Below are 21,557 nucleotides of genomic sequence, written 5' to 3' on the forward strand. Positions count from 1 at the left end.
TGATCGAAAGCGGCAACCCGCTCAGACCTCCTCGACGCTGTTCGGCTCACGCCGGGACAGGTCGATTCCCAGTTCCTCCGCAGCGCGGAAGACATCCTCTTCGCTGTCGCGCATCTCGACCCGGCTTCCGTCGGACGAGAGCACCTCAACGTTCAGACACAGGGACTGCATTTCCTTGACCAGAACCTTGAAGGACTCCGGGATACCCGGCTCCGGGATGTTCTCGCCCTTGACGATCGCTTCGTACACCTTGACCCGGCCGACCACGTCGTCCGACTTGATCGTCAGCAACTCCTGCAGCGCGAAGGCGGCACCGTAGGCCTCGAGGGCCCACACCTCCATCTCGCCGAACCGCTGACCACCGAACTGCGCCTTACCACCCAGCGGCTGCTGCGTGATCATCGAGTACGGGCCGGTCGAGCGGGCGTGGATCTTGTCGTCCACCAGGTGGTGCAGCTTCAGCATGTACATGTAGCCGACCCCGACCGGTGCCGGGAAAGGCTCACCCGAACGGCCGTCGAACAGCCGCGTCTTGCCGGTGCTGTCGACCATCCGGTCGCCGTCACGGTTCGGCAGGGTCGAGCCGAGCAGGCCGGTGACCTCTTCCTCGCGCGCGCCGTCGAAGACCGGGGTGGCGACGTTCGTCATCGGCTCGGCCTCGCCGGCGCCGATCTTGATCAGTCGCTGCGCCCACTCCTCCGAGCTGTCCGGGTCGACCTTCCAGCCGCGGCTGGCGACCCAGCCCAGGTGCGTCTCGAGGACCTGACCGACGTTCATCCGGCCGGGCACGCCCAGCGGGTTCAGGATGATGTCGACCTGGGTGCCGTCCGCCATGAACGGCATGTCCTCGACCGGCAGGATCTTGGAGATGACGCCCTTGTTGCCGTGGCGTCCGGCGAGCTTGTCGCCGACCGAGATCTTGCGCTTCTGCGCGACGTACACGCGGACCAGCTGGTTCACGCCCGGCGGCAGCTCGTCGCCGTTGTCGCGGTCGAAGACGCGGACGCCGATGACGGTGCCGTTCTCGCCGTGCGGGACCTTCAGCGAGGTGTCGCGCACCTCGCGGGCCTTCTCACCGAAGATCGCGCGCAGCAGCCGCTCCTCCGGGGTCAGCTCGGTCTCGCCCTTGGGCGTGACCTTCCCGACCAGGATGTCACCGGTGGTGACCTCGGCGCCGATCCGGATGATGCCGCGCTCGTCCAGGTCCGCCAGCATCTCGTCGGAGACGTTGGGGATGTCGCGGGTGATCTCCTCCGGGCCCAGCTTGGTGTCGCGGGCGTCGACCTCGTGCTCCTCGATGTGGATCGAGGTCAGCAGGTCCTGCTGCACGACGCGCTGGCTGAGGATGATCGCGTCCTCGTAGTTGTGACCCTCCCACGGCATGAACGCCACGAGCAGGTTCCGGCCGAGGGCCATCTCGCCCTCGTCGGTGCACGGACCGTCGGCCAGCGGCGAACCGATCTCGACCCGCTGCCCGGCGTCGACCAGCGGACGCTGGTTGATGCAGGTGCCCTGGTTCGAGCGACGGAACTTGGCCAGCCGGTAGGTCTGGTACGTGCCGTCGTCGGCGGCGATCTCGATCAGGTCGGCCGAGACCTCCTTGACCACACCCGCCTTGTCCGACACCAGCACGTCACCGGCGTCGACCGCTCCGCGGAACTCCATGCCGGTCCCGACCAGGGGAGCGTCCGCGGTGATCAGCGGAACGGCCTGGCGCTGCATGTTGGAGCCCATCAGGGCGCGGTTGGCGTCGTCGTGCTCGAGGAACGGGATCATCGCGGTCGCGACCGACACCATCTGGCGCGGGCTGACGTCCATGTAGTCGACGTCCTCGACCAGCACGAGCTCGACCTCACCGTGGCGCCGGCGGACCAGCACCCGGTCCTCGGCGAACACGTCGTCGTCGGTCAGGGCCGCGTTGGCCTGAGCGATGACGAACCGGTCCTCCTCGTCCGCGGTCAGGTAGTCGACCTGGTCGGTGACCCGGCCGTCGACGACCTTGCGGTACGGCGTCTCGACGAAGCCGAACGGGTTCACCCGGCCGTACGTCGCGAGCGAGCCGATCAGGCCGATGTTCGGGCCTTCCGGGGTCTCGATCGGGCACATCCGGCCGTAGTGGGACGGGTGCACGTCACGGACCTCGAAGCCGGCCCGCTCACGCGACAGACCACCCGGGCCCAGCGCCGACAGGCGGCGCTTGTGGGTCAGACCCGCGATCGGGTTCGTCTGGTCCATGAACTGCGACAGCTGGGAGGTTCCGAAGAACTCCTTCAGCGCCGCCACCACGGGACGGATGTTGATCAGGGTCTGCGGCGTGATCGCCTCGACGTCCTGGGTCGTCATCCGCTCGCGGACCACGCGCTCCATCCGGGCCAGGCCGGTCCGGAGCTGGTTCTGGATCAGCTCGCCGACGGTGCGCAGCCGGCGGTTGCCGAAGTGGTCGATGTCGTCCTCTTCGACGACGATCTCGCCCTGCGGCGCGTCCAGCTCGGTCTTGCCCTCGTGCAGCGCGACCAGGTACTTGATCGTGGCGACGATGTCGTTGATCGTCAGCACCGCGGTGTCGTGCTGCTCGTCACGGCCGAGCTTCTTGTTGATCTTGTACCGGCCGACCTTGGCCAGGTCGTAGCGCTTGCCGTTGAAGTAGTAGTTGTCCAGCAGCGCCTGCGCGGCCTCGCGCGTCGGCGGTTCGCCGGGGCGCAGCTTGCGGTAGATGTCCAGCAGCGCGTCGTCCTGCCCGGAGGTGTGGTCCTTCTCCAGGGTGAGGCGGATCGACTCGTACTCGCCGAACTCCTCGAGGATCTGCGCGTCGGTCCAGCCGAGCGCCTTGAGCAGCACGGTGACGTTCTGCTTGCGCTTGCGGTCCAGCCGTACGCCGACCAGGTCACGCTTGTCGACCTCGAACTCCAGCCACGCGCCGCGCGACGGGATGATCTTGGCGGTGAAGATGTCCTTGTCGGACGTCTTGTCCGGCGTGCGCTCGAAGTACACACCGGGCGAGCGGACCAGCTGGGACACCACGACACGCTCGGTGCCGTTGATCACGAAGGTGCCCTTGCGCGTCATCAGCGGGAAGTCGCCCATGAAGACGGTCTGGCTCTTGATCTCGCCGGTCTCGTTGTTCATGAACTCGGCGGTGACGAACAGCGGCGCCGAGTAGGTGACGTCGCGCTCCTTGCACTCGTCGACCGTGTTCTTCGGCGGCTCGAAACGGTGGTCGCGGAACGACAGCGACATGGTGCCGCTGAAGTCCTCGATCGGGGAGATCTCCTCGAAGATCTCTTCCAGGCCGGACGGGCCGGACAGCTCGGTCCGTCCCTCGGCCTCGGCGGCGGCCACTCGGCCTTGCCAGGTTTCGTTGCCGACCAGCCAGTCGAAACTGTCCACCTGCAACGCCAAAAGGTCCGGCACCTCGAGAGGCTCGGAGATCTTGGCGAAGGAGATGCGGCGTGGTGAGCCGGAAACGTCGGTGATGCTGTCGGACTGGGGGTTGCGCGAGGCGACCAAGGGGCGTCCTTCCACGGGCTCGCAAACTTCGGTGCTGGGAGCGCATGCCGAACTCCCCTAGTCAAGTCTTGACCTGAGCCAGGGTGAGGAGTAAAGGCAGCGCAAAGCAATAGGCTACCCGATCTGGACAAGGCTGTCCAATGGGGTCCAACACTATGCCGTCGGACCACCCACTCAGTCAAGAACCGACCCGGGATCTCGAGCGGGAAGACACCCGCGAGCTTGTCCGGACGATGCAAGCCTGAAGTCACCAGCAGACTACAGTCCGGCGATCTCCTGGACCAGCCATCGCGAGCCGTTTCGGACCATCGTGAAGCGGGTCCGGTTCAGATCGACCCGGGGTTTACCCTGCGTGATCGTGCTGGTGGTGGTCTGGTTGACGAAAATCACCAGCGTCACGCGGTCGGCGTCGCCGTCCCGGACGCCGACCTCGCGCACCTCGGCCCGCACCGTCGCCTTCGTCTTGGTCGCCAGCTCGCCGGCCACCTTCGCCGTTTCGTCGAACTTGCCCGCGAACTCCGGTGTCATCGTGCCGCGCGCGGCGGCGAAGCTCTTGTCGAGCGTCCGGTAGTCGTAGCTCAGCGCCGTCTCGGCCGCCGCCCGGCCCGCGTTCACCGCCTGGCCCCGAGCGTCCTCGGCCTGCTGCCCGCGCCACGCCTTGAGCCCGAGGACCCCACCAAGCGCCAGCACGAGCACGATCACCACGGACAGACCGACCGTCAGAAGGAAACTCAGTCCACGGGTCGTGCGGGCCGGAGCTTCGGGCTCTACGACTCGAGCAGCTTCGTCCTTCTTCTCAACCGCCAGTTCTTCGAACTCCTTCTGAACACCGAGAGTGATCGGGCGTTCACGGCGGCGCTGGCCGGCGATCTTGCGGGGCATCAGCCGACCACCTGGAGGTCCGCGGTGAGCCAGCGGTCCGCGTCGCGGACCAGGTCGAGCTTGATCCGGTAGCGGCGCTCGACCCCGTCCTTGGCGGCGGTGTTGGTCACGACGGCGTTCACGATCACCAGCACCTGCGCGGAGTCCTTGTCGTTCGACACCACCGCGGCCTCCTTCACGTCACCCTTGGAGGTCGCCTTGTTCGCCACCACCTCGGTCTTCACCGAGTTCGAGCCGGCCTGGAACTCCTCCTTGAACTGACCTGTCGAGTCGTTCAGCACCCGAGAAGCGTCGGCGTCCCAGCTGTCGTACTTGTACGTCGTGAAGTCCAGCGCCAGCTGCCGGGCGGCGCGCATCGCCCCCACCCGGTCCTCGTCGCGCACTTCCTGCTTGCGCAGCGCCAGCACGGACACCGTCACCGCGCCCAGGGCGACGATCAGCAGCACGCTCAGCGCCCACGCCAGAACCAGCGACCCCTTCCCGGACCTCACTTCGCGGTCACCGGTCCGAGGATGAGGGCCTTCCAGGAGTCCGAGCCCAGGTAGTCGGCCTGCCCGCCGGTCGACCCGAGCACCAGCTCGGGCATCCCGCCGGTACCGCCGGCCGCGCCGGTCGACGGGTCGTAGCCGACGCCGTACCCGGGCCGGTTCAGCCCGTCGCGCGACGACGGCGCCGGCTTGTTCTGCGCACCACGCACGTTCTGACCGGTGGTCGGCCCGGCCGTGCACGAGGCCTTGGTGTTGGCCTGCTTCTCGGTCGTGTCCTGCGGCACCCGCTTGTCCGTCCCGTTGTAGCCGGCCCGGCAGGCCGGTGGTGAGAAGCCGAGCACCAGACCGAAGTGCGCGTCGTAGTGCCCGGTCCCCTTGTCCTTGCCCGGTACGACGTACCCGCCCATCGACACCGCCGGGTAGACCACCAGCAGCTGCTCGACGGCGTCCAGCCGGACGGCGGTCAGTTGGCTCACCGTCAGCAGGTTACCGAGCAGCACGGCGATGTTGGCCCGGTTCTCGGAGATCAGTCCGGTCAGCTGCTGCGAGGCGCCCGAGCCCTGGTCGATCACGGAGCGCAGGTCGGAGTCGGAGCTGACCAGCGTGTCGGACAGCAGGGCGAGGTTCTTCGCCCAGGTCCGGATCGCGTCGCCGCTGGCGACCTGGGTGGCCAGCACGGTGTTGCCGTCGTTGATCAGCTTGATCGTCTGGGCGATGTTCGCGTCGGCGTCGTCGATCAGCAGCCCGGAGCTGTCGATGATCCTCTGCAGGTCGCTGCCCTTGCCGCGCAGCGCGTCGCCGAGTTCTTTGACCGTGGTCTTCAGGCTGGTCTTGTCGACCGAGTTCACCAGCTGGTCGAGGTTCAGCAGCAGCTCGGTGGTGTCGATCGGCAGGGCGGTGTCGGCCCGGGCGATCTTGGAGTTGTCCTGCAGGAACGGGCCGCCGTCGCGGCGCGGCTGCAGGTCGACGTACTGCTCGCCGATCGCGGACCGGTTGGCCACCACGGCGACCAGGTCGTTCGGGATCTTCTGCTTCTTCTCGATGTCCAGGTCGACCTCGACACCGTCGTCGAGCAGCGTCAGCTCGCCGACCCGGCCGACCGGCTGGCCGCGGTACGTGACCTCGGCGCCGCTGAAGATGCCGCCGGACTCGGCGAAGCTCGCGCTGACCGTGTAGTCGTCGTCGAACAGCAACTGGTCGACCTGGGCGTACTTGCCGCCGACGTACGCGATGCCGACGACGGTGATCAGCAGGAACACCATCAGCTGGATCCGGACGGTCTTGGAGATCATTTGACCATCCCCGGCATCAGGGCCTTGGCCAGGTCGGGGTCGAAGGCCGGGCGGTTCAGCGTCGGCGTGCAGACCGGGAGACCGAGCAGCGTGATGCAGCTGGTCGCCGTACCGGTCGGCAGTGGCAACGGCGGCAGGCCGCCCGACTTCGGCGGGAACTTGGGCGAGTTGCGGAACGGCAGGCTGAGGTTCGCCGTCGGCAGCGCGGTCGGGCCGACAGTCGGCAGGTTCAGCCCGAGCAGGCCCTTCAACGCCTTCTGGGTGTCGACGTCCAGCGTGATCACCAGGTTCGTGAAGTCACCCTGTACGGCGTCCGCCGCGGCGTCGGGGAACGGGTAGGTGAGCAGGAGCTCCAGCGACTTGGGCAGGTTCTCCCCCGCCTCGGCCAGCTTGGTCAGCACCGGGTACAGCGACTTCAGGTTGGCGACCAGGTCCTTCTGTGACGCGGTGATCACCCGGGTCGCGGTGTTGCCCAGGGTCGCCAGCGCCTGCAGCGTCTTCACCAGGGCGGCACGCTGCTGGTCGAGGGTCTTGATCGACTTCGGCAGCGAGTCGATCGCCGTGGCCAGCGTCGCCTTCTGCGCGTTCAGCTTCTTGGCCAGCGCGTCGACCGCGGTGATCGCGGTGACGATCTTCTGCCGGTTCGTGTCCAGCGTGCCGACGAAGGTGTTCAGCTGCGTGAGCACGCTGCGAATCGCCGGCTCGTTGCCGGTCAGGGCCTTGTTCAGCTCCTGGGTGATGATCTGCAGCTGGGCCACGCCACCGCCGTTGAGCAGCAGCGACAGGGCCGACAGGACTTCCTCGACCTCGACGTTGCTGGTGGTCCGCGACAGCGGGATGAGTTCGCCGTTCTCCAGCTTGCCGCGCGGCTTCTCGGTGCCGCCGGGCGGCGCGAGCGAGACGAACTTCTCGCCCAGCAGGCTGGTCTGGCGGATCGTCGCGCGGGCGTTGTCGGGCAGCTCCAGGCTCTTCGGCAGCTTGACCCGGACCTTCGCCACGAACCCGTCCAGCCAGACCTTCTCCACCGTGCCGACGGTGACGTCGTCCACCTTGACCGTCGACTTCGGGACCAGGTCGAGCACGTCGGTGAACTCCACCGTCACCGTGTACGACGGCCCCTTGATCTTGGCGCCACCGGGCAGCGGCAGCGAGTAGACGCTGAAGTCGCATCCGGACAGCAAGGTCGCCATCGCGACCACGCCCGCCACGAACGCCGTACGCCGTCTCATCGCGTGCCCCCCGGGAACAGCCCGCCGAGCGACGGGTCGACCGGGTCCGGCGTCGGCAGCTTGGGCGCGGGAGCCGGCGCCCACGGCGTACCGGCCGGGCCGCCGCTGGCCGGAGCGCCACCGGTGAGCTGGCTGAGCAGCGGCAGCTTCGGCAGCGCGTCGAAGATCGGCTTGAGCGCCGAGCACGCGGACAGCGGCTGGTTGGCCTGGATCAGCAGCGAGCAGATGAACGTCGCCGGGTCGTCCAGCTGGGCCAGGTTGATCCGCTGGTCCAGCGTGCCGAACTGCGGGTTGTAGACGCGGGCCAGGTTGCCCAGGCCGAGCGGCGCGGTGTCGATGATCTCGGCCAGGGCGGCCTTCTCCTTGACCAGGATCTGGGAGATGTCGGTCGCGCCGGAGATCGTGGTCTTCAGCAGCGCCCGGTTGTCCTTGACGAACGACGCGACCTCGCCGAGCGCGGTGGCCAGCAGGTTCAGCGCGGCGGCCAGGTCCTTGCGCTCACCGGCCAGCGTCGTCGAGGTCGCGGCGAAGTTGGTGTTGAACTGCTTCACCAGCGCGTCGTTCGCGGCCAGCGAGGACACGAACGTCTGCAACTGCCGGACGGTCGCGAACAGGCTCTTGGAGTTGCCCGCCAGCGTCTGGGACAGCTTCGACACGTCGGTGATGGTCTGGTTGAGCTTGGCACCCTGGCCGTTCAGGTTCGCGGCCGAGACGTCCAGCAGCCGCGACAGCGCGCCCTGGTCGTTGGCGCCCTTCGGACCGAGCGCGACCGACAGGTCGTTCAGGCTCTGGTAGATCTGGTCCAGCTCCAGCGGTACGGCGGTGCGCTCGAGCGGGATCTGCGCCCCGTCGGCCATCACGTCGCCCTTGGAGTACGCCGGGGTCAGCTGGATGTAGCGGTCGGCAACGATCGACGGCGACGCGATGACCGCCTTGGCCCCGGCCGGCACCTTGTGCTCGGCCTCCCACCAGAACTTCACCCGGACGGTCCGCCCGGCCGGTGTGACGCTCTCGATCTCGCCGACCTTGATGCCGAGGATCCGGACGTCGGAGCCCGGGTAGACGCTGACCGCGCGCGGGAAGTACGCCGTGGCGCTGACGCGCTCCGGGTTCGGCCACAAGGACACGACGCTGACGGCGAGGACCACCAGGACCACACCGATCGCGATCAGCCGCGAGAACGACGCCAGCTTCACCGTCCACCACCGCCCAGGATCGGCGGCAGCCCCGGGATGAGCGGCGGCAGCGGGATCTCCGGGACCGGCGCGAGGTTCTGCACGTAGGTGTCGAACCACGGGCCGGTGCCGAGCGTGTTGGTGAAGACCCGCGCGTACGGCGCCAGGCCCTTGATGCTGGCGTCCAGGGCGTTCTGGTTCTTCAGCAGGATCGCGAGCACCGCGTTCACCTTCTGCAGGGTCGGTGCCAGGTCCTTGCGGTTCTCCCGGACCAGCGCGGTCACCTGCGCGGACAGTTTCTGCGTCGAGACCAGCAACTGGTGGACCAGCGCGCGCCGGGCCTGCACGGCCTGGAACACGGTGTTGCCGTCCTTCATCAGCTTGATCAGCTCTTTGTTGCGGTCGGCCAGGACCTTGGTGACGGTGTCGGAGTGCTTGAGCAGGGTCTTCAGCTCCTCGTCCCGCTTGGCCACGTTCCGCGACAGCCGGGACAGCCCGTTCAGCGACGCCTTCACCTCCTCCGGCGTGTTCTTGAAGGTGGTCGACAAGGTGTCCAGGGCCCGGGCCAGCTGGGCGGTGTCGATCCGCTCGGTGGTGTTGGCCAGATCGGTGAACGCGTCCACCACGTCGTACGCCGCGACCGTCCGCGCCAGCGGGATCTCCGAGCCTTCCTTCAGCTCGCCGCCACCGGCCGGGTTGAGCTTGAGGTACTTCTGGCCGAGCAGCGTCTTGATCTTCATCTCGGCGCCGGTCTGCTCACCGAGCTTCACGCCGCGGTCGACGACGAAGTCGACCCGGACGTGGGTGCCCTCCAGCTCGACCCCACGCACCTGCCCGACCCGGACGCCGGCCACCCGGATCTCGTCGTTCTTCTTCAGCCCGCCGGCCTCGGAGAACTGCGCGGAGTACTTCGTGCCGCCGCCGATCAGCGGCAGGTCCTGGGCCTTGAACGCGGCCAGCATGATCAGCCCGATCACGGTCAGGCCGACCACGCCGATGGTCAGCTGGTTCTGCTCGCGGAACGGTTTCACCGCTGGTCGCACCTCGCCGAGTTGTTGTCGTACGAGACCGGGATGCGGGTCCCGGTCGGCAGCGTGACGTTGCCGTCGAAGCCGCAGAGGAAGAAGTTGAACCAGGAGCCGTACGACGCGGTCCGGGTCAGCGTGTTCAGCTTGGCCGGCATCTTCTGCAGCGTCTTGACCCAGATCGCCTGGGTGTCGTCCAGGGTGGTGGAGATCTGCCGGAGCCGGTCGAGGTCGGCCTTGATCGGCACCCGGGTCTGCTGCAGCAGGCCGGCCGTCTTGTTGTTCAGCGAGTTGATCGAGCCGAGCGACCCGAGGATCGGCTGGATGTCCTTGCTCAGGCCGGTGATGAACTGCTGCAGGTTGATCAGCAACTGGGAGAAGTTCTGCTGGCGCTGCGACACGATCTGCAGCGTCGAGGTCAGGTTGGTGATCAGGTCGCCGACCACCTGGTCGGCGTCGGCCAGCGTGGTGGTCAGCGACGCCGTCCGGGCCAGCAGACTCTCGATCGTGCCGCCCTCGCCCTGCAGGACCTTGATCACCTCGAAGGCGAACTGGTTCACGTCGGCCGGGGTGAGCGCGGTGAACAACGGCTTGAACCCGTTGAACAGCACCGACAGGTCCAGGGCCGGAGCGGTCCGGTCCTTGTCGATGGTCTCGTTCTCCTTCATCCGCTGACCGCCGCCGACGCCCTCGGTCAGCGCGATGTAGCGGTTGCCGACCAGGTTGCGGTAGCGCAGTGTCGCCCGGGTGCCGGTGTCGAGCACCTGTTTGGAGTCGACGCTGAAGGTGATCAGTGCGAGCGAGTCGTCCTTGAGCGCGATCTTGTCCACCTGGCCGACCCGGACGCCGGCGATCCGGATGTCGTCGCCCTTGTTCAGGCCGACGACATCGGTGAAGACCGCCTTGTACTTCGTGGTCGGCGTGAAGCTGATGTTGCCGATCGTCACCGCCAGCAGCGCGGTCGCCACCGTCGTCACGACCACGAAGATCGCCAGCTTCACACTGTCGATCGAGGTCTTCTTGTCCAGGATCTTCACTTGAGGTTCACCTGCCCTCCGCGGACCAGCGGGCCGATCATCAGCGTGGTCAGATCCGGTACGTCGCCCGCCGGGACGCCCATCGCCGGACCGGCGAAGGAGTTGACCACCTTCTGCTCGGCCGGCGTACCGGCTCCGCCGGTGTCCAGCAGGTACCCGGGGGCGGCCCGGTTGAGCTGCAGGTTCAGCGGGAACCGTTCGAGCTTGTTGTGGTCGCCGATCACGCCGTCCTCACCGGTGATGTACGGCGCCGGGTTGTCCTGGGTGTACGGCCCCGGCTTCTCCCCCGGATGGCTGTAGTTCTTGCCCACACAGGTCGGCCCGCGCTTGTCCTTGTACGCCGGCAGCTCGTTCGGCTGGTACGGCGTGGGCTGGTTGGTGATCAGCTCGAGGTTGATGTGCAGCGCGCCGCCGCGGAACGTGTCGCTCAGGATCGGGACGGTGTCGGTCATCACCTTGAGGAAACAGGGGAACTCCGGCGAGTACCGCTCGAGCAGGTCGAGCACCGGCTTGCTCACCTCGCCGAGCCGGATCACGCGGTCCTCGTTCTCGCGCAGGAAGCCGTTCGCCGTCCCGGACAGGGTCTGCACGTCGGTGAAGAACTTCTGCAGCTGCTGCTCCTTCTCCACCACGGTGTTGCCGGTGATGGTGAGGTTGCGCAGGACCCGGACCAGGTCGGGCGTCACGTCGCCGTACAGCTGGGAGACCTGGGTCAGCTTGGTCAGCGCCTCCATCAGCTTCGGGACGCTCGGGTTCAGCTTCTTCAGGTAGCCGTCGAGCTGGGTCAGCGTCTCGGCGATCTCGGTCCCGCGGCCCTCGAGCGCGGTGGCCAGCGTGTTCAGCGTGGCGTTCAGGTCGGCCGGGTCGACCGCCTGGAGCAGCGGGAGCGCGTCGTTCAGCACCTTCTCGATCTCGATGCCGACCGCGGTCTTGTCCCGGGCGATCACGTCACCGGCCTTGATGTGCCCGGTGTCCTCGCTGTCGGGCGGCGGCACCAGCGCGACGTACTTCTCGCCGAACAGTGTCTTGGGCAGGATCCGGGCGCTGACCGCGGCCGAGATCTCCTGGACCTGCTCGGGCTTCAGCGACAGGTTCACCGTCGCCTCGTCGCCGTCGGTGGAGACCGACCGGACCTCGCCGACGATGATGCCGCGCAGCTTCACGTCGGCGTGCGTGTTCAGCTGCAGGCCGATGTGGCTGGTCTTCAGCCGGACCTCGACGGTGTCGGTGAACACCTTGGCGTAGAAGGCGTAGGTCAGCCAGAGCAGGAAACAGAGCACGCCGATGAACGCAACGCCGAGCACTCGTCTGGTCATCCGGCCAACCTCACAGTGGTCGTCGTACCCCAGATCGCCATCGACAGCAGCAGGTCGACCACGTTGATCACCACGATCGAGGTCCGGACCGCGCGACCGACCGCGACGCCGACGCCGGCCGGGCCGCCGGTCGCGTGGTACCCGTGGTAGCAGTGCACGAGGATCACCAGGACGGCGAAGACGAGCACCTTGCCGAACGACCAGAGCACGTCGCCGGGTGGTAGGAACAGATGGAAGTAGTGGTCGTACGTGCCCGTACTCTGCCCGTAGAACTGGGTCACCGTGAGCCGGGTGGCGAAGTACGACGAGAGCAGGCCCACGACGTACAAGGGCACGACGGCGATCAGCCCGGCGATGATCCGGGTGGTGACCAGGAACGGCAGCGACGGGATCGCCATCACCTCGAGCGCGTCGATCTCCTCGCTGATCCGCATCGCGCCGAGCTGCGCGGTGAACCCGCAGCCGACCGTCGCGGCCAGCGCGATCCCGGCGATCAGCGGGCCGATCTCGCGGGTGTTGATGTACGCGCTGACGAAGCCGGCGAACGCCGAGGTGCCGATCTGGTTGAGCGCCGAGTACCCCTGCAGGCCGACCTCGGTGCCGGTGAAGAAGGCCAGGAACGTGATCACGCCGACGGTCCCGCCGATCACCGCGAGCGCGCCGCTGCCCAGTGTCACCTCGGCCAGCAGGCGGAGGATCTCCTTGCGGTAGCGGGTGATCGACTTGCCCGACCAGGCCAGAGCCTTGATGTAGAAGGCCAGTTGCTCGCCGAGCCGGTCGAGCGAGTTCAGCGGCTTCTTGATCAGCACGTCCAGGGCCGACACGTCAGGCCCCCTTCGGCGGGACGAGCTGGAAGTAGATCGCGGTCATCGAGAAGTTCGCGACGAACAGCAGCATGAAGGTGATCACGACCGACTGGTTCACCGCGTCCCCGACGCCCTTCGGCCCGCCGCCGGCGTTCATCCCCTTGTACGACGCGACGACGGCCGCGATGAAGCCGAACACCAGCGCCTTGGCCTGGCCCTGCCACAGGTCGGGCAGGTGGGCGAGCGCGGTGAAGCTGGCGATGTAGGAGCCTGGGGTGCCGTCCTGCAGGACGACGTTGAAGACGTAGCCGCCCATCACGCCGACGACGCTGACGAACCCGTTGAGGAAGAAGGCGACCAGCATCGTCGCCAGCACCCGCGGGACGACCAGGCGCTGGATGGGATCGATGCCGAGAACCATCATCGCGTCGAGTTCCTCGCGGATCTTGCGGGATCCGAGGTCCGCGCAGATCGCCGAACCACCGGCGCCCGCGATCAGCAGCGCGGTCGCGATCGGCGAGGCCTCCCGGACGACGGCCAGGACGGCGGCCGAACCGGTGAACGCCTGCGCGCCGAACTGCTTGATCAGCCCGCCGACCTGCAGCGCGATCACCGCACCGAACGGGATCGCCACCAGCGCGGTCGGGATGATCGTCACACTGGCCACGAACCAGGCCTGCTGGAGGAACTCGCGCAGCTGGAACGGCCGGCGCACCGACGCCCGGGCGGTGTCCAGGGTGAAGGCGAACAACGAGCCGGCGGCCTTCAGCGGGGCGGTGGCCGAAGCAGTCACCGGGCCCCCACCGCGGCGGAGTCGAAGGAACCCGGGGGCGGTGTCACTCCGTTCTCCCGGCACCACTCGCCCGGCGGGCGCTGCGTCGGGCGGAGCATACCGCTGCTGGGCAGCTGCTGCAGCGGGATCGGCGGCAACGGCGGGAGCTCCTGGTCGGCCTCGGCCGCCAGCTCCTCGGCGTCCTTCTCTTCCGACATGCCGATCGGGCCGATCATCTGCGCGTTCAGGAACTGCCGGACCACCGGCTCCTCGCTGGACAGCAGCATCTCCCGCGGGCCGAACATCGCCAGGTGCTTGTGGTAGAGCATGCCGATGTTGTCCGGCACCGTGCGGGCCGTGTTCACGTCGTGGGTGACGATCAGGAAGGTCGCGCCGAAGGCCTCGTTGAGGTCGATCATCACCTGGTTCAGGAACGAGGTGCGGACCGGGTCCAGACCGGAGTCGGGCTCGTCGACCAGCAGGATCGCCGGATCGAGCACCAGCGCGCGGGCCAGGCCGGCCCGCTTGCGCATCCCGCCGGAGATCTCGCCGGGCAGCTTCTTCTCCGCGCCGACCAGGCCGACCATCTCCATCTTCTCCATCACGATGGAGCGGATGTCGGACTCGGACTTCTTGGTGTGCTCGCGCAGCGGGAAGGCGACGTTGTCGTACAGGTTCATCGAGCCGAACATCGCGCCGTCCTGGAACAGCACCCCGAACAGCCGGCGCACGTCGTACAGCTCACGCTCGGAGCAGGTGGCGATGTCGGTGCCCTCGATGAAGACGTGACCCTTGTCCGGCTTGAGCAGACCGATCAGCGTCTTGAGGAATACGGACTTCCCGGTGCCGGAAGGACCCAGCATCACGCAGATCTCACCGGCCGGCAGCGTCAGGGACACGTCGCCCCAGATCAGCTGCTTGCCGAAGGATTTCGTGAGTCCTTCGACGCGGACTTCTACGCCCACCGGTCCTCCTCACGGGAAATTTGGCCCCCGCCCGACGACGATCCATCGGCTCAACGAGGGCGCGGTGCCCTAGGTTACGCACGAGTACGCTTTTCTGTAACCCCTGTCTGTCAAGTGATGACAACTCTGTGGGTACAGTCCTGTGCCACATCGAAGCGTTCAGTTGCCGGAGGAACCCCGTGTCGCGGTCAGCTACCTGGTTGCACCGGCTGCGGCGCAGGCCGCCGCAAGGTATCACCTCGCCGCAGCACGGAGACCAGCTCCCGCATCCGCGCTCGGAGATCCTAGCGCTGACCGGAGTCCGGGCCGCCGCAGCACTCGCCGTAGTGCTTCATCACATCGGGTTACCGGATTCTGCTCCCGAACCGTTACGCAATCTCATCCAGTCCGGGTACATCGGCGTCCCCTTGTTCTTCATGCTGTCCGGCCTCGTGCTGGCCTGGAACTACTCGACGCTGACGGTCGCGTCGCCGGGCCGGCTGTGGCGGTTCTACGTCGCGCGGATCGCGCGGGTGATGCCGCTGTACTGGGTCGTGCTGCTCTATCTGGTGCTGCAGCGCGCGGCGCACGGCGTACCGCAGGAATCGCTGTGGCGGCACCTGCTCGCGATCCAGGCCTGGTCGGGCGACTACGCGATCGGCCAGGCCAGCTACAACCCGCCCGGCTGGTCGATCTGCGTCGAGCTGTTCCTGTACGCCGTGTTCCCGTTCCTCGTGCCGCTGGTCGCCTTGCTGTCCAAGCGGTTCGGGGTGGCCGGGCTGCTCGGGCTGATCGCCTTCGCGTTCGCCGTCCAGGTGTTCCTGGTCGCGCTGTTCACGGCCGAGGGCTGGGCGTTCCTGTCGGTGAAGGACCCGTCGTCCGGGCATCGCTGGCTCTACCGGAACCCGTTGCCGCGGCTGTCGGAGTTCGTGATCGGGGTGTCGCTGGCGTTCCTGCTGCTGCGCGGGTTCAAGCTGCGGACGCGCGTTGCCGGATGGGTGCAGGCGGCCTGCGTCGTGGTGGTGCTCGTGGTCGCCGCGGCCGGGCCTTCGCACGCGCGGTGGATGCTGCCCGCGTTCTACGGCGCGATGTGGACGGTGCCGTTCGCCGTACTGCTGCTGGCGCTGGCGGCCGCGCCTGGCGCTTGGCTGTCGCGGTTCTTCGCGACGCGGGCTCTGGTCACGCTGGGTACTGCCAGCTACGCGGTCTATCTGACGCATCGACCGCTGCTGTCCTTCCTCGGCAAGGACCGCGGCAGCATGCTCGATCAGCCGGCGACCTGGGCGGTGTACGCCGGAGTGCTGGTGGTCGCGGGATTGTGCCTGCTGATCGGTGAGGGCGCGCACCGGCTGATCGAGGTGCCCGCCCGGCGCTTCGTCCTTCGGCTGGTCCCGCGGTCGCGTCCGGCGGTCACTGAGCGTACGACGTCGGGAGTCTCAGCGTGAGCGGTCTCACATCGGTCACCGAAGGCGCCGCCCTCTCACACCCGCGGCCCGAGCTGCTCGACGTCACCGGCCTGCGCGGCCTGGCCGGGCTCGCGGTCGTCGCGTCGACGGTCGGCGTCTGGCGCGGAGCGCCGGTGTACCTGAAGGACCTGGTCGATCTGACGGCGTCGGTGGCTGTCGTCTTCTTCTTCGTGCTGTCGGCGTTCGTGCTGACCTACAACTACCCAGGCCTGTCCTACACCTCCGGCCGGCGCGTCATCGGCCGGTACGCCGCGGCCCGGGTGGCTCGGATCGTTCCGCTGTACCTGGTCGTCGGACTGGTCGTCCTGCTGCTCGGCATGCTGAACGGCGGTGACTGGGTCCGAGACGTGTGGACCGACCAGACCTGGTTCGTCGGTGCGCTCGTCCTCTTCTACGTCGCGTTCCCACTGCTCAACCGGCCGCTGGCCTTCGTCCTCGGCAAGACCGTCCGTCGCCTGCCGCCGCTCACCTGGCTGGCGCGTCCGTTCCTGGTCCGGCTCGGTGTGATCGGTTACCCGCTCTTCCTGCTGCAGACCCTGGTCCTGCACGGCTTCGGCCCGGTCCACGCGGGCACGATCTCCAACGCGCTGCTCGCCCTGGGCTGGATCGGCCTCGTCGTCCTGACCGCCGAGGGCGCCCACCGGTACGTCGGCGTACCGGCTCGCCGCGCACTGCTCGATCTCGCGCGCCGCCTCGACCACCGGACGTGACGAAGGGCGGCTCCCTCGCGGGAACCGCCCTTCGTTCTACTGCTGGGGTGTGCGGCCGTCAACTACGCAGCCGCACAGGTCACTTGACGGTGACGGTGGCCCCGGCGCCCTCGAGGGCCTCCTTGGCCTTCTCCGCGGCAGCCTTGTCGACCTTCTCCAGGATGGCCTTCGGCGCGCTCTCGACGAGGTCCTTGGCCTCCTTCAGGCCGAGGCTCGTGAGGCCACGCACCTCCTTGATGACCTGGATCTTCTTGTCGCCGGCCGACTCCAGGACGACGTCGAACTCGTCCTGCTCGAAGGCCTCTTCGGCCGGGGCGCCCGGGGCGCCCGGGGCGGCGGCGACGGCAACGGGAGCAGCGGCGGTCACGCCGAACTCCTCCTCGAACGCCTTTACGAACTCCGAGAGCTCGAGCAGGGTCAGGTCCTTGAACTGGCCGAGCAGCTCTTCGGTGCTGAGCTTCGCCATGGTGGCGGTCCTTCCTAAACGTCTAACTGGGTGATCACTGAATGGGGTGTTGCGTGATTCGAACGGGTCAGCTGTCAGCTGACGCGGTCTCCTCGGTGCTCGCCTCGGCAGGTGCGTCGGCGGGTGCGTCCTGCACCGCTTCGGCAGCCGGAGCCTCGTCCGCCACGGGGGCGGCCTCGGCCGGCAGCTTGTCCTGCAGCGCCGCGAACAGGCGCGCGGCCTGCGACAGCGGAGCAGCGAACAGCGACACCGCTTGCTGCGGAGCCGCCTTCATCGCACCTGCGAGCTTCGCGAGGAGGACCTCACGCGACTCCAGGTCAGCGAGCTTGTTGATCTCGTCGGGACCGAGTGCCTTACCGTCCAGCACACCGCCCTTGATGACGAGAAGGGGATTGGCCTTGGCGAAGTCACGCAGTCCCTTGGCCGCGACCACCGGGTCGCCCTTGACGAAGGCGATGGCCGACGGACCCTGCAGGAGCGAGTCGAACGACTCCACTCCGGCGTCCTTGGCCGCGATCTTGGTCAGCGTGTTCTTCACCACGGCGTAGTTCACGTCGTCACCGAGCGTAGTGCGGAGGTCCCGCAGCTGCGCCACGGTGAGTCCGCGGTACTCGGTCAGCACGGCGCCGTTGGAGCTCTTGAAGTTCTCAGTGAGCTCTGCGACGTCGGCGGCCTTGTCCGGCCTCGCCATGGGTCTCCTTCCGCTCTGTCTTCCGACAGAGTTGGACTTGTCTGCCACACCGCCGACCCACAAAACGAAAACGCCCTTGCGCAGGCGCAAGGGCGTGAACAAACGAAGCTGTCACTTCCAAGTCAACCTGCGCGGGCCGCCCACCTTCGTGGGACCTTCAGTCGCTCGGGAGCGACAACCAGCGGTCTTCGGCAGTGTCAAGAGTAACCGGGTGCGCGTGTCCCACCAAATCGGTTACTCCACGGGCTGTGGACGGGGTGGGATCCAGCGTTTCATCGCCAGCGCGGCCGCCCAGCCGGTCAGGCCCATCACCACGATCGCCGGGGCCAGCGCGCTGATCGCGGTGACGGCCGACAGCAGGAACGGCCCGGCCGCGCTGCCGGAGTCCGCGAAGAGCCGGAACGCGCCGAGGAACTGCGCCCGCCCGACCGGTGGTGACGCGTCCGCGCCGAGCGTCATGATCACGCCGGCGCCGAGGCCGTTGCCGACGCCCATCACCAGCGCGACGGCGGTCAGCGTGCCCGCGGAGTGCGTGAACGGGAGCAACAGGTGCGCCAGGCCGAGCACGGTCATCGACGGTACGGCGACCCACTTGCGCCCGAACCGGTCCATCACCGAGCCCGCCGGGTAGAACAGCAACATGTCGACGGCGCCGGAGACGCCGAAGATCAGGCTGGTGGTCTGCGGGTCCAACCCGATGTGCTCGGCCCAGAGCGGGACCACCACCTGCCGCGATGCCCGGACCGCGCCGACGAGCAGCGCGCCGACGCCGAGCGTCCGGAGTACTGGGAGGTGCTCGCGGATCACGGCGCGAGTGGACTGGACGACGACGGGCCGGGCCAGGCGGTTCCGGCGTACGGACTCGATGTCGGGAAGGCTCAGCAGTACGACGCACGCCAGCGCGGCGGCGACGAGGTGGACCCAGTACGCGCCGTCGGTGCCGAGGAAGCGCATCACGAAGGCGCCGAGGAACGGGCCGATGAACGAACCGATTCGCTGGACGCCGCCCAGCGTCGACAGGGCCCTGGCGCGCAGCTCCAGCGGGACGGCTTCGCTCAGGTAGGCCTGCCGGGCCAGTCCCCAGACCGAGCCGGCCAGACCGGTGGCGCCGATCGCGACGGCGAGACCCCAGACGTTCGGTACGACGAGGCAGGCGGCGAGTGCGATCGAGACGAGCACGGTCGCGAGAAGCATCGCGCGGCGTTCGCCGATGCGGGTGGTCAGTGTGCCCGCGGGGATGTCGCCGATCACCTGGCCGACACCGGCCGCCGCGACGACCAGACCGGCGACCGCGATCGAAGCACCCAGGTCCCGCGCCGAGAGTGCGACAACGGGAGCGATCGCCCCCTGGCCGATGCCGTACAGCAACGCCGGCAGGTAGACCGAGGGGGCGATCGTCCAGAGACTGACGGGATCGGCCATCCCGCCTATCGTCCCACCTTCAACCAATGGATGAGACGGCGGTACTGCTCCTTAAGACAGTACGGCCAGCGCGTCGATCTCGACCAGCATCTGCTCCAGCGGCAGACCGGTGAAGACGGTGGTCCGTGACGGCAGCACGCCGCTCGGGGTGCGCTCGCCGACGAACTCGGCGTACGCCTCGTTCATCGGGACGAACAGGTCGCGCGACGTGAGGTAGACGCGCAGCATCACGACGTCGTCGATGCTCGCGCCGCCGGCCTTCAGGATCGCCTCGATGTTCTGCAGTACGCGGGTGGTCTGCGCCTTCACGTCGCCCTCGTGGACGAACGCACCGGTCGCCGGGTCGACCGAGCCCTGGCCGGACACCTGCAGGATGTTGCCCTTGCGGACTCCCTGGGAGAACACGGGCATCGGGGCGGGCGCGTCGGTGGTGGAGACGACGGTCTTGTCGGACATCAGGTGAAGGCCTCTCTAGTGGTAGTCGTTGCCGATGGCAGCAGTGGTCGCGAGCAGGTCGGGCAGGAGCTCCAGGACCTGGTCGTAGTTGAGCAGCACGTCCGGAGCCGAGACCGAGACCGCGCCGACGACGCGGCCGGAGCGTTCGGTGACCGGGGCGCCGATGCAGTTGATGAAGGACTCGTGCTCGGCCCGGTCGTGCGACCAGCCCTGGTCCCGGACCTTGTCCAGCTCGTCACGCAGCTGGTCCGACCCGGTGATCGTGTTCGGCGTGTACTGGTGGTACTCGATCGTCGCGAGCAACGCCTCGCGCTGCCGCTTCGGCTGGGCCGCGAGCAGCACCTTGCCGACCGCGGTGCAGTGCAGCGCCGCCGGAACGCCGACCTGCGAGTACATCCGGACCGACTGCACGCTGTCGAGCTTGTCGATGTAGATGACCTGCCCGTTCTCGTACGCCGCCAGGTGCACGGTCTGGCCGGTCCGCTGGTTCAGCTTGCGCAGGTGCGGCGCGGCGACGTCCCGTACGACGTGCTGCTCGCGGGACGCGTCGGCGAGGGAGAACAGCCGGGAGCCGAGGCGGTAGCGATGCGCTTCGTCACGGCGTACGAACCGCTCGGCCTCCATCGTGCGCAGCAGGCGGAGCACGGTCGTCTTGTGCACGTCGAGCTCGGTCGCCAGCTGGTCGAGCGAGCGATCGCCCTCCCCGAGGCTGACCAGGATCTGCAGGGCACGGCCCAGACTCTGGCTCACACCATCACCCCTGCCGGGCCGATCCGGGTCCCGGCCCACTCCTCGGCCGGGCACTGCAGCAACGCCTGCCGCAGTGATGGTTCCGGAGGTTCGGCGTGGTCGTCGGGGACTGTGAGGACGGCCGCCGCGCTCAGGTGTCCGGAGCGCAGTCGCTGCTCCATCGGGAGGCCCTGCAGGGTCGCCGCCAGGAAGCCGGCCGCGAAGGCATCGCCCGCGCCGACGGGCTCAACGACGTCGACGGTGAGTGCGGGGACTTCCGTACGGCGATCGCGGGCGACCTCACCGTTCTCCCCCGGCTCCAGCGCCAGCGCCACGTGCGCGTCCGACTTCACCACGATTGTTGCCCTAGGCCCCAACAGCCGGCGCAGCTCGGCCGGGTCGCCGGTCCCGGCGAACAGCATCGCCTCGTCCGCGCCGATCAGCACCACATCCGCCGCTCGCAGCAACCGCCACAACGGCGCCGGATCCTTGCCTCTCCAGAGCGCGGGCCGCCAGTTGAGATCGACACTCAGCATGAATCCGAGAGAGTCTCTCAACGCCGCAAGCCGATCGAGCATCCCCGCGGTCTCCTCGGACAGCGCCGCCGTGATCCCCGTCGTATGGACCAACTCGGCACCAACTAGCCGATTCCGCACCGCCGGCCGATCCAGGAAATCCGCATCCATCGCCGACGCCGCCGAGCCGGAACGGTAGTAGTGCATCCGGGTGCGCCCGGCGAGCGTGTGCTTCACGTACAGCCCGGTCGGCCGGCCCGGATCGTCCTCGACCCCGCCGACCTCGACGCCACGATCGCGGAGATCCTGCAGCACGTACCGCCCGAACCCGTCGGCACCGAGCCGCGAGATCCAGCCGGTCGGGATGCCGAGCGCGGCCAGTCCGCCGGCGACGTTGCACTCGGCACCACCGACCGAACGGCGGAACGTCTCGACCTCCTCCAACGGGGCACCGGTATCGGCGGCGAGCATGATCATCGCCTCACCAAGACAGATCGCGCGGGGCACCAGGTCGGCCATCGGGTGTCCTCTCTCGCAGTCCGTTGACGGGAGTTCTGGCGCGATGCTACAACCGAGTGGTCAGAATACGCAACGCTCATTGCGCAGTGCGCAACAAGCGTGGCCCCTTA

The 21,557-nt window shown here is 68.0% G+C and carries 20 protein-coding genes; 2 read left to right on the forward strand and 18 right to left on the reverse strand.

Annotated elements, in window-relative coordinates; genetic code table 11:
• Window positions 1-21 precede the first annotated feature (21 nt).
• The 12 genes from rpoB to HDA39_RS24520 all read right to left on the reverse strand — a co-directional run bounded on the left by rpoB (window position 22) and on the right by HDA39_RS24520 (window position 14,494).
• A complete protein-coding gene (gene rpoB / locus HDA39_RS24465) occupies window positions 22-3,507 on the reverse strand; it encodes a DNA-directed RNA polymerase subunit beta (RefSeq protein ID WP_184798792.1) in 3,486 nt (1,161 codons plus the stop codon).
• A 258-nt stretch (window positions 3,508-3,765) separates the two neighbouring features.
• Entirely contained in the window at window positions 3,766-4,389 is a 624-nt protein-coding gene (locus HDA39_RS24470) for a hypothetical protein (protein ID WP_184798797.1), read from the reverse strand.
• Window positions 4,389-4,880: a hypothetical protein gene (locus HDA39_RS24475; RefSeq protein ID WP_337925877.1), complete on the reverse strand. Its 492-nt coding sequence runs from the start codon at window positions 4,878-4,880 to the stop codon at window positions 4,389-4,391. Before HDA39_RS24475 ends, HDA39_RS24470 begins: the two co-directional genes overlap by 1 nt.
• The gene (locus HDA39_RS24480) at window positions 4,877-6,169 is read right to left on the reverse strand and encodes an MCE family protein (RefSeq protein ID WP_184798799.1); all 1,293 of its coding nucleotides are present in this window, start codon (window positions 6,167-6,169) and stop codon (window positions 4,877-4,879) included. The genes HDA39_RS24475 and HDA39_RS24480 overlap by 4 nt, the downstream gene beginning before the upstream one ends.
• The gene (locus tag HDA39_RS24485; RefSeq protein ID WP_184798801.1) at window positions 6,166-7,398 is read right to left on the reverse strand and encodes an MCE family protein; all 1,233 of its coding nucleotides are present in this window, start codon (window positions 7,396-7,398) and stop codon (window positions 6,166-6,168) included. The genes HDA39_RS24480 and HDA39_RS24485 overlap by 4 nt, the downstream gene beginning before the upstream one ends.
• Window positions 7,395-8,594 (reverse strand): MCE family protein, encoded by a 1,200-nt coding sequence (locus tag HDA39_RS24490; protein ID WP_184798803.1) that lies wholly within the window; start codon window positions 8,592-8,594, stop codon window positions 7,395-7,397. The genes HDA39_RS24485 and HDA39_RS24490 overlap by 4 nt, the downstream gene beginning before the upstream one ends.
• The gene (locus HDA39_RS24495) at window positions 8,591-9,604 is read right to left on the reverse strand and encodes an MCE family protein (protein WP_184798804.1); all 1,014 of its coding nucleotides are present in this window, start codon (window positions 9,602-9,604) and stop codon (window positions 8,591-8,593) included. Before HDA39_RS24495 ends, HDA39_RS24490 begins: the two co-directional genes overlap by 4 nt.
• Complete coding sequence (locus HDA39_RS24500) at window positions 9,601-10,635, reverse strand: MCE family protein (RefSeq protein WP_184798806.1); 1,035 nt, start codon at window positions 10,633-10,635, stop codon at window positions 9,601-9,603. Before HDA39_RS24500 ends, HDA39_RS24495 begins: the two co-directional genes overlap by 4 nt.
• Complete coding sequence (locus HDA39_RS24505; protein WP_184798808.1) at window positions 10,632-11,951, reverse strand: MCE family protein; 1,320 nt, start codon at window positions 11,949-11,951, stop codon at window positions 10,632-10,634. Before HDA39_RS24505 ends, HDA39_RS24500 begins: the two co-directional genes overlap by 4 nt.
• A complete protein-coding gene (locus HDA39_RS24510; RefSeq protein WP_184798811.1) occupies window positions 11,948-12,775 on the reverse strand; it encodes an ABC transporter permease in 828 nt (275 codons plus the stop codon). The genes HDA39_RS24505 and HDA39_RS24510 overlap by 4 nt, the downstream gene beginning before the upstream one ends.
• Window position 12,776: 1 nt before the next feature.
• Complete coding sequence (locus tag HDA39_RS24515; RefSeq protein ID WP_184798813.1) at window positions 12,777-13,550, reverse strand: MlaE family ABC transporter permease; 774 nt, start codon at window positions 13,548-13,550, stop codon at window positions 12,777-12,779.
• On the reverse strand, window positions 13,547-14,494 hold the full coding sequence (locus tag HDA39_RS24520; protein ID WP_184798815.1) for an ATP-binding cassette domain-containing protein: 948 nt from the start codon (window positions 14,492-14,494) through the stop codon (window positions 13,547-13,549). The genes HDA39_RS24515 and HDA39_RS24520 overlap by 4 nt, the downstream gene beginning before the upstream one ends.
• A gap of 179 nt (window positions 14,495-14,673) precedes the next feature.
• Here HDA39_RS24520 and HDA39_RS24525 point away from each other — a divergent pair, with 179 nt between their 5' ends.
• Both HDA39_RS24525 and HDA39_RS24530 read left to right on the forward strand, forming a co-directional pair.
• Window positions 14,674-15,918 carry an acyltransferase family protein gene (locus HDA39_RS24525; protein ID WP_184798817.1) on the forward strand — a complete coding sequence of 415 codons (1,245 nt, stop codon included), beginning with the start codon at window positions 14,674-14,676 and terminating at the stop codon, window positions 15,916-15,918.
• Window positions 15,915-16,649 carry an acyltransferase family protein gene (locus HDA39_RS24530; RefSeq protein WP_184798820.1) on the forward strand — a complete coding sequence of 245 codons (735 nt, stop codon included), beginning with the start codon at window positions 15,915-15,917 and terminating at the stop codon, window positions 16,647-16,649. The genes HDA39_RS24525 and HDA39_RS24530 overlap by 4 nt, the downstream gene beginning before the upstream one ends.
• A 79-nt stretch (window positions 16,650-16,728) precedes the next feature.
• Here the strand turns inward: HDA39_RS24530 and rplL are convergent, their stop codons facing one another.
• From rplL to HDA39_RS24560, 6 genes are all read right to left on the reverse strand, one after another.
• The gene (gene rplL, locus HDA39_RS24535) at window positions 16,729-17,115 is read right to left on the reverse strand and encodes a 50S ribosomal protein L7/L12 (protein ID WP_184798822.1); all 387 of its coding nucleotides are present in this window, start codon (window positions 17,113-17,115) and stop codon (window positions 16,729-16,731) included.
• 67 nt (window positions 17,116-17,182) lie between these two features.
• Window positions 17,183-17,806 (reverse strand): 50S ribosomal protein L10, encoded by a 624-nt coding sequence (rplJ, locus tag HDA39_RS24540; RefSeq protein WP_184798824.1) that lies wholly within the window; start codon window positions 17,804-17,806, stop codon window positions 17,183-17,185.
• 234 nt (window positions 17,807-18,040) lie between these two features.
• Window positions 18,041-19,228, reverse strand: coding sequence for an MFS transporter (locus HDA39_RS24545; RefSeq protein ID WP_184798826.1), 1,188 nt, complete (start codon window positions 19,226-19,228; stop codon window positions 18,041-18,043).
• Window positions 19,229-19,279: 51 nt separating this feature from the next.
• Complete coding sequence (locus HDA39_RS24550) at window positions 19,280-19,684, reverse strand: RidA family protein (RefSeq protein ID WP_184798828.1); 405 nt, start codon at window positions 19,682-19,684, stop codon at window positions 19,280-19,282.
• Window positions 19,685-19,699: 15 nt separating this feature from the next.
• Complete coding sequence (locus tag HDA39_RS24555) at window positions 19,700-20,434, reverse strand: IclR family transcriptional regulator domain-containing protein (protein WP_184798830.1); 735 nt, start codon at window positions 20,432-20,434, stop codon at window positions 19,700-19,702.
• Entirely contained in the window at window positions 20,431-21,447 is a 1,017-nt protein-coding gene (locus HDA39_RS24560; protein ID WP_184798832.1) for a sugar kinase, read from the reverse strand. The genes HDA39_RS24555 and HDA39_RS24560 overlap by 4 nt, the downstream gene beginning before the upstream one ends.
• Window positions 21,448-21,557 lie beyond the last annotated feature (110 nt).

The sequence above is a fragment of the Kribbella italica genome, from assembly GCF_014205135.1.
GTDB lineage: Bacteria > Actinomycetota > Actinomycetes > Propionibacteriales > Kribbellaceae > Kribbella > Kribbella italica.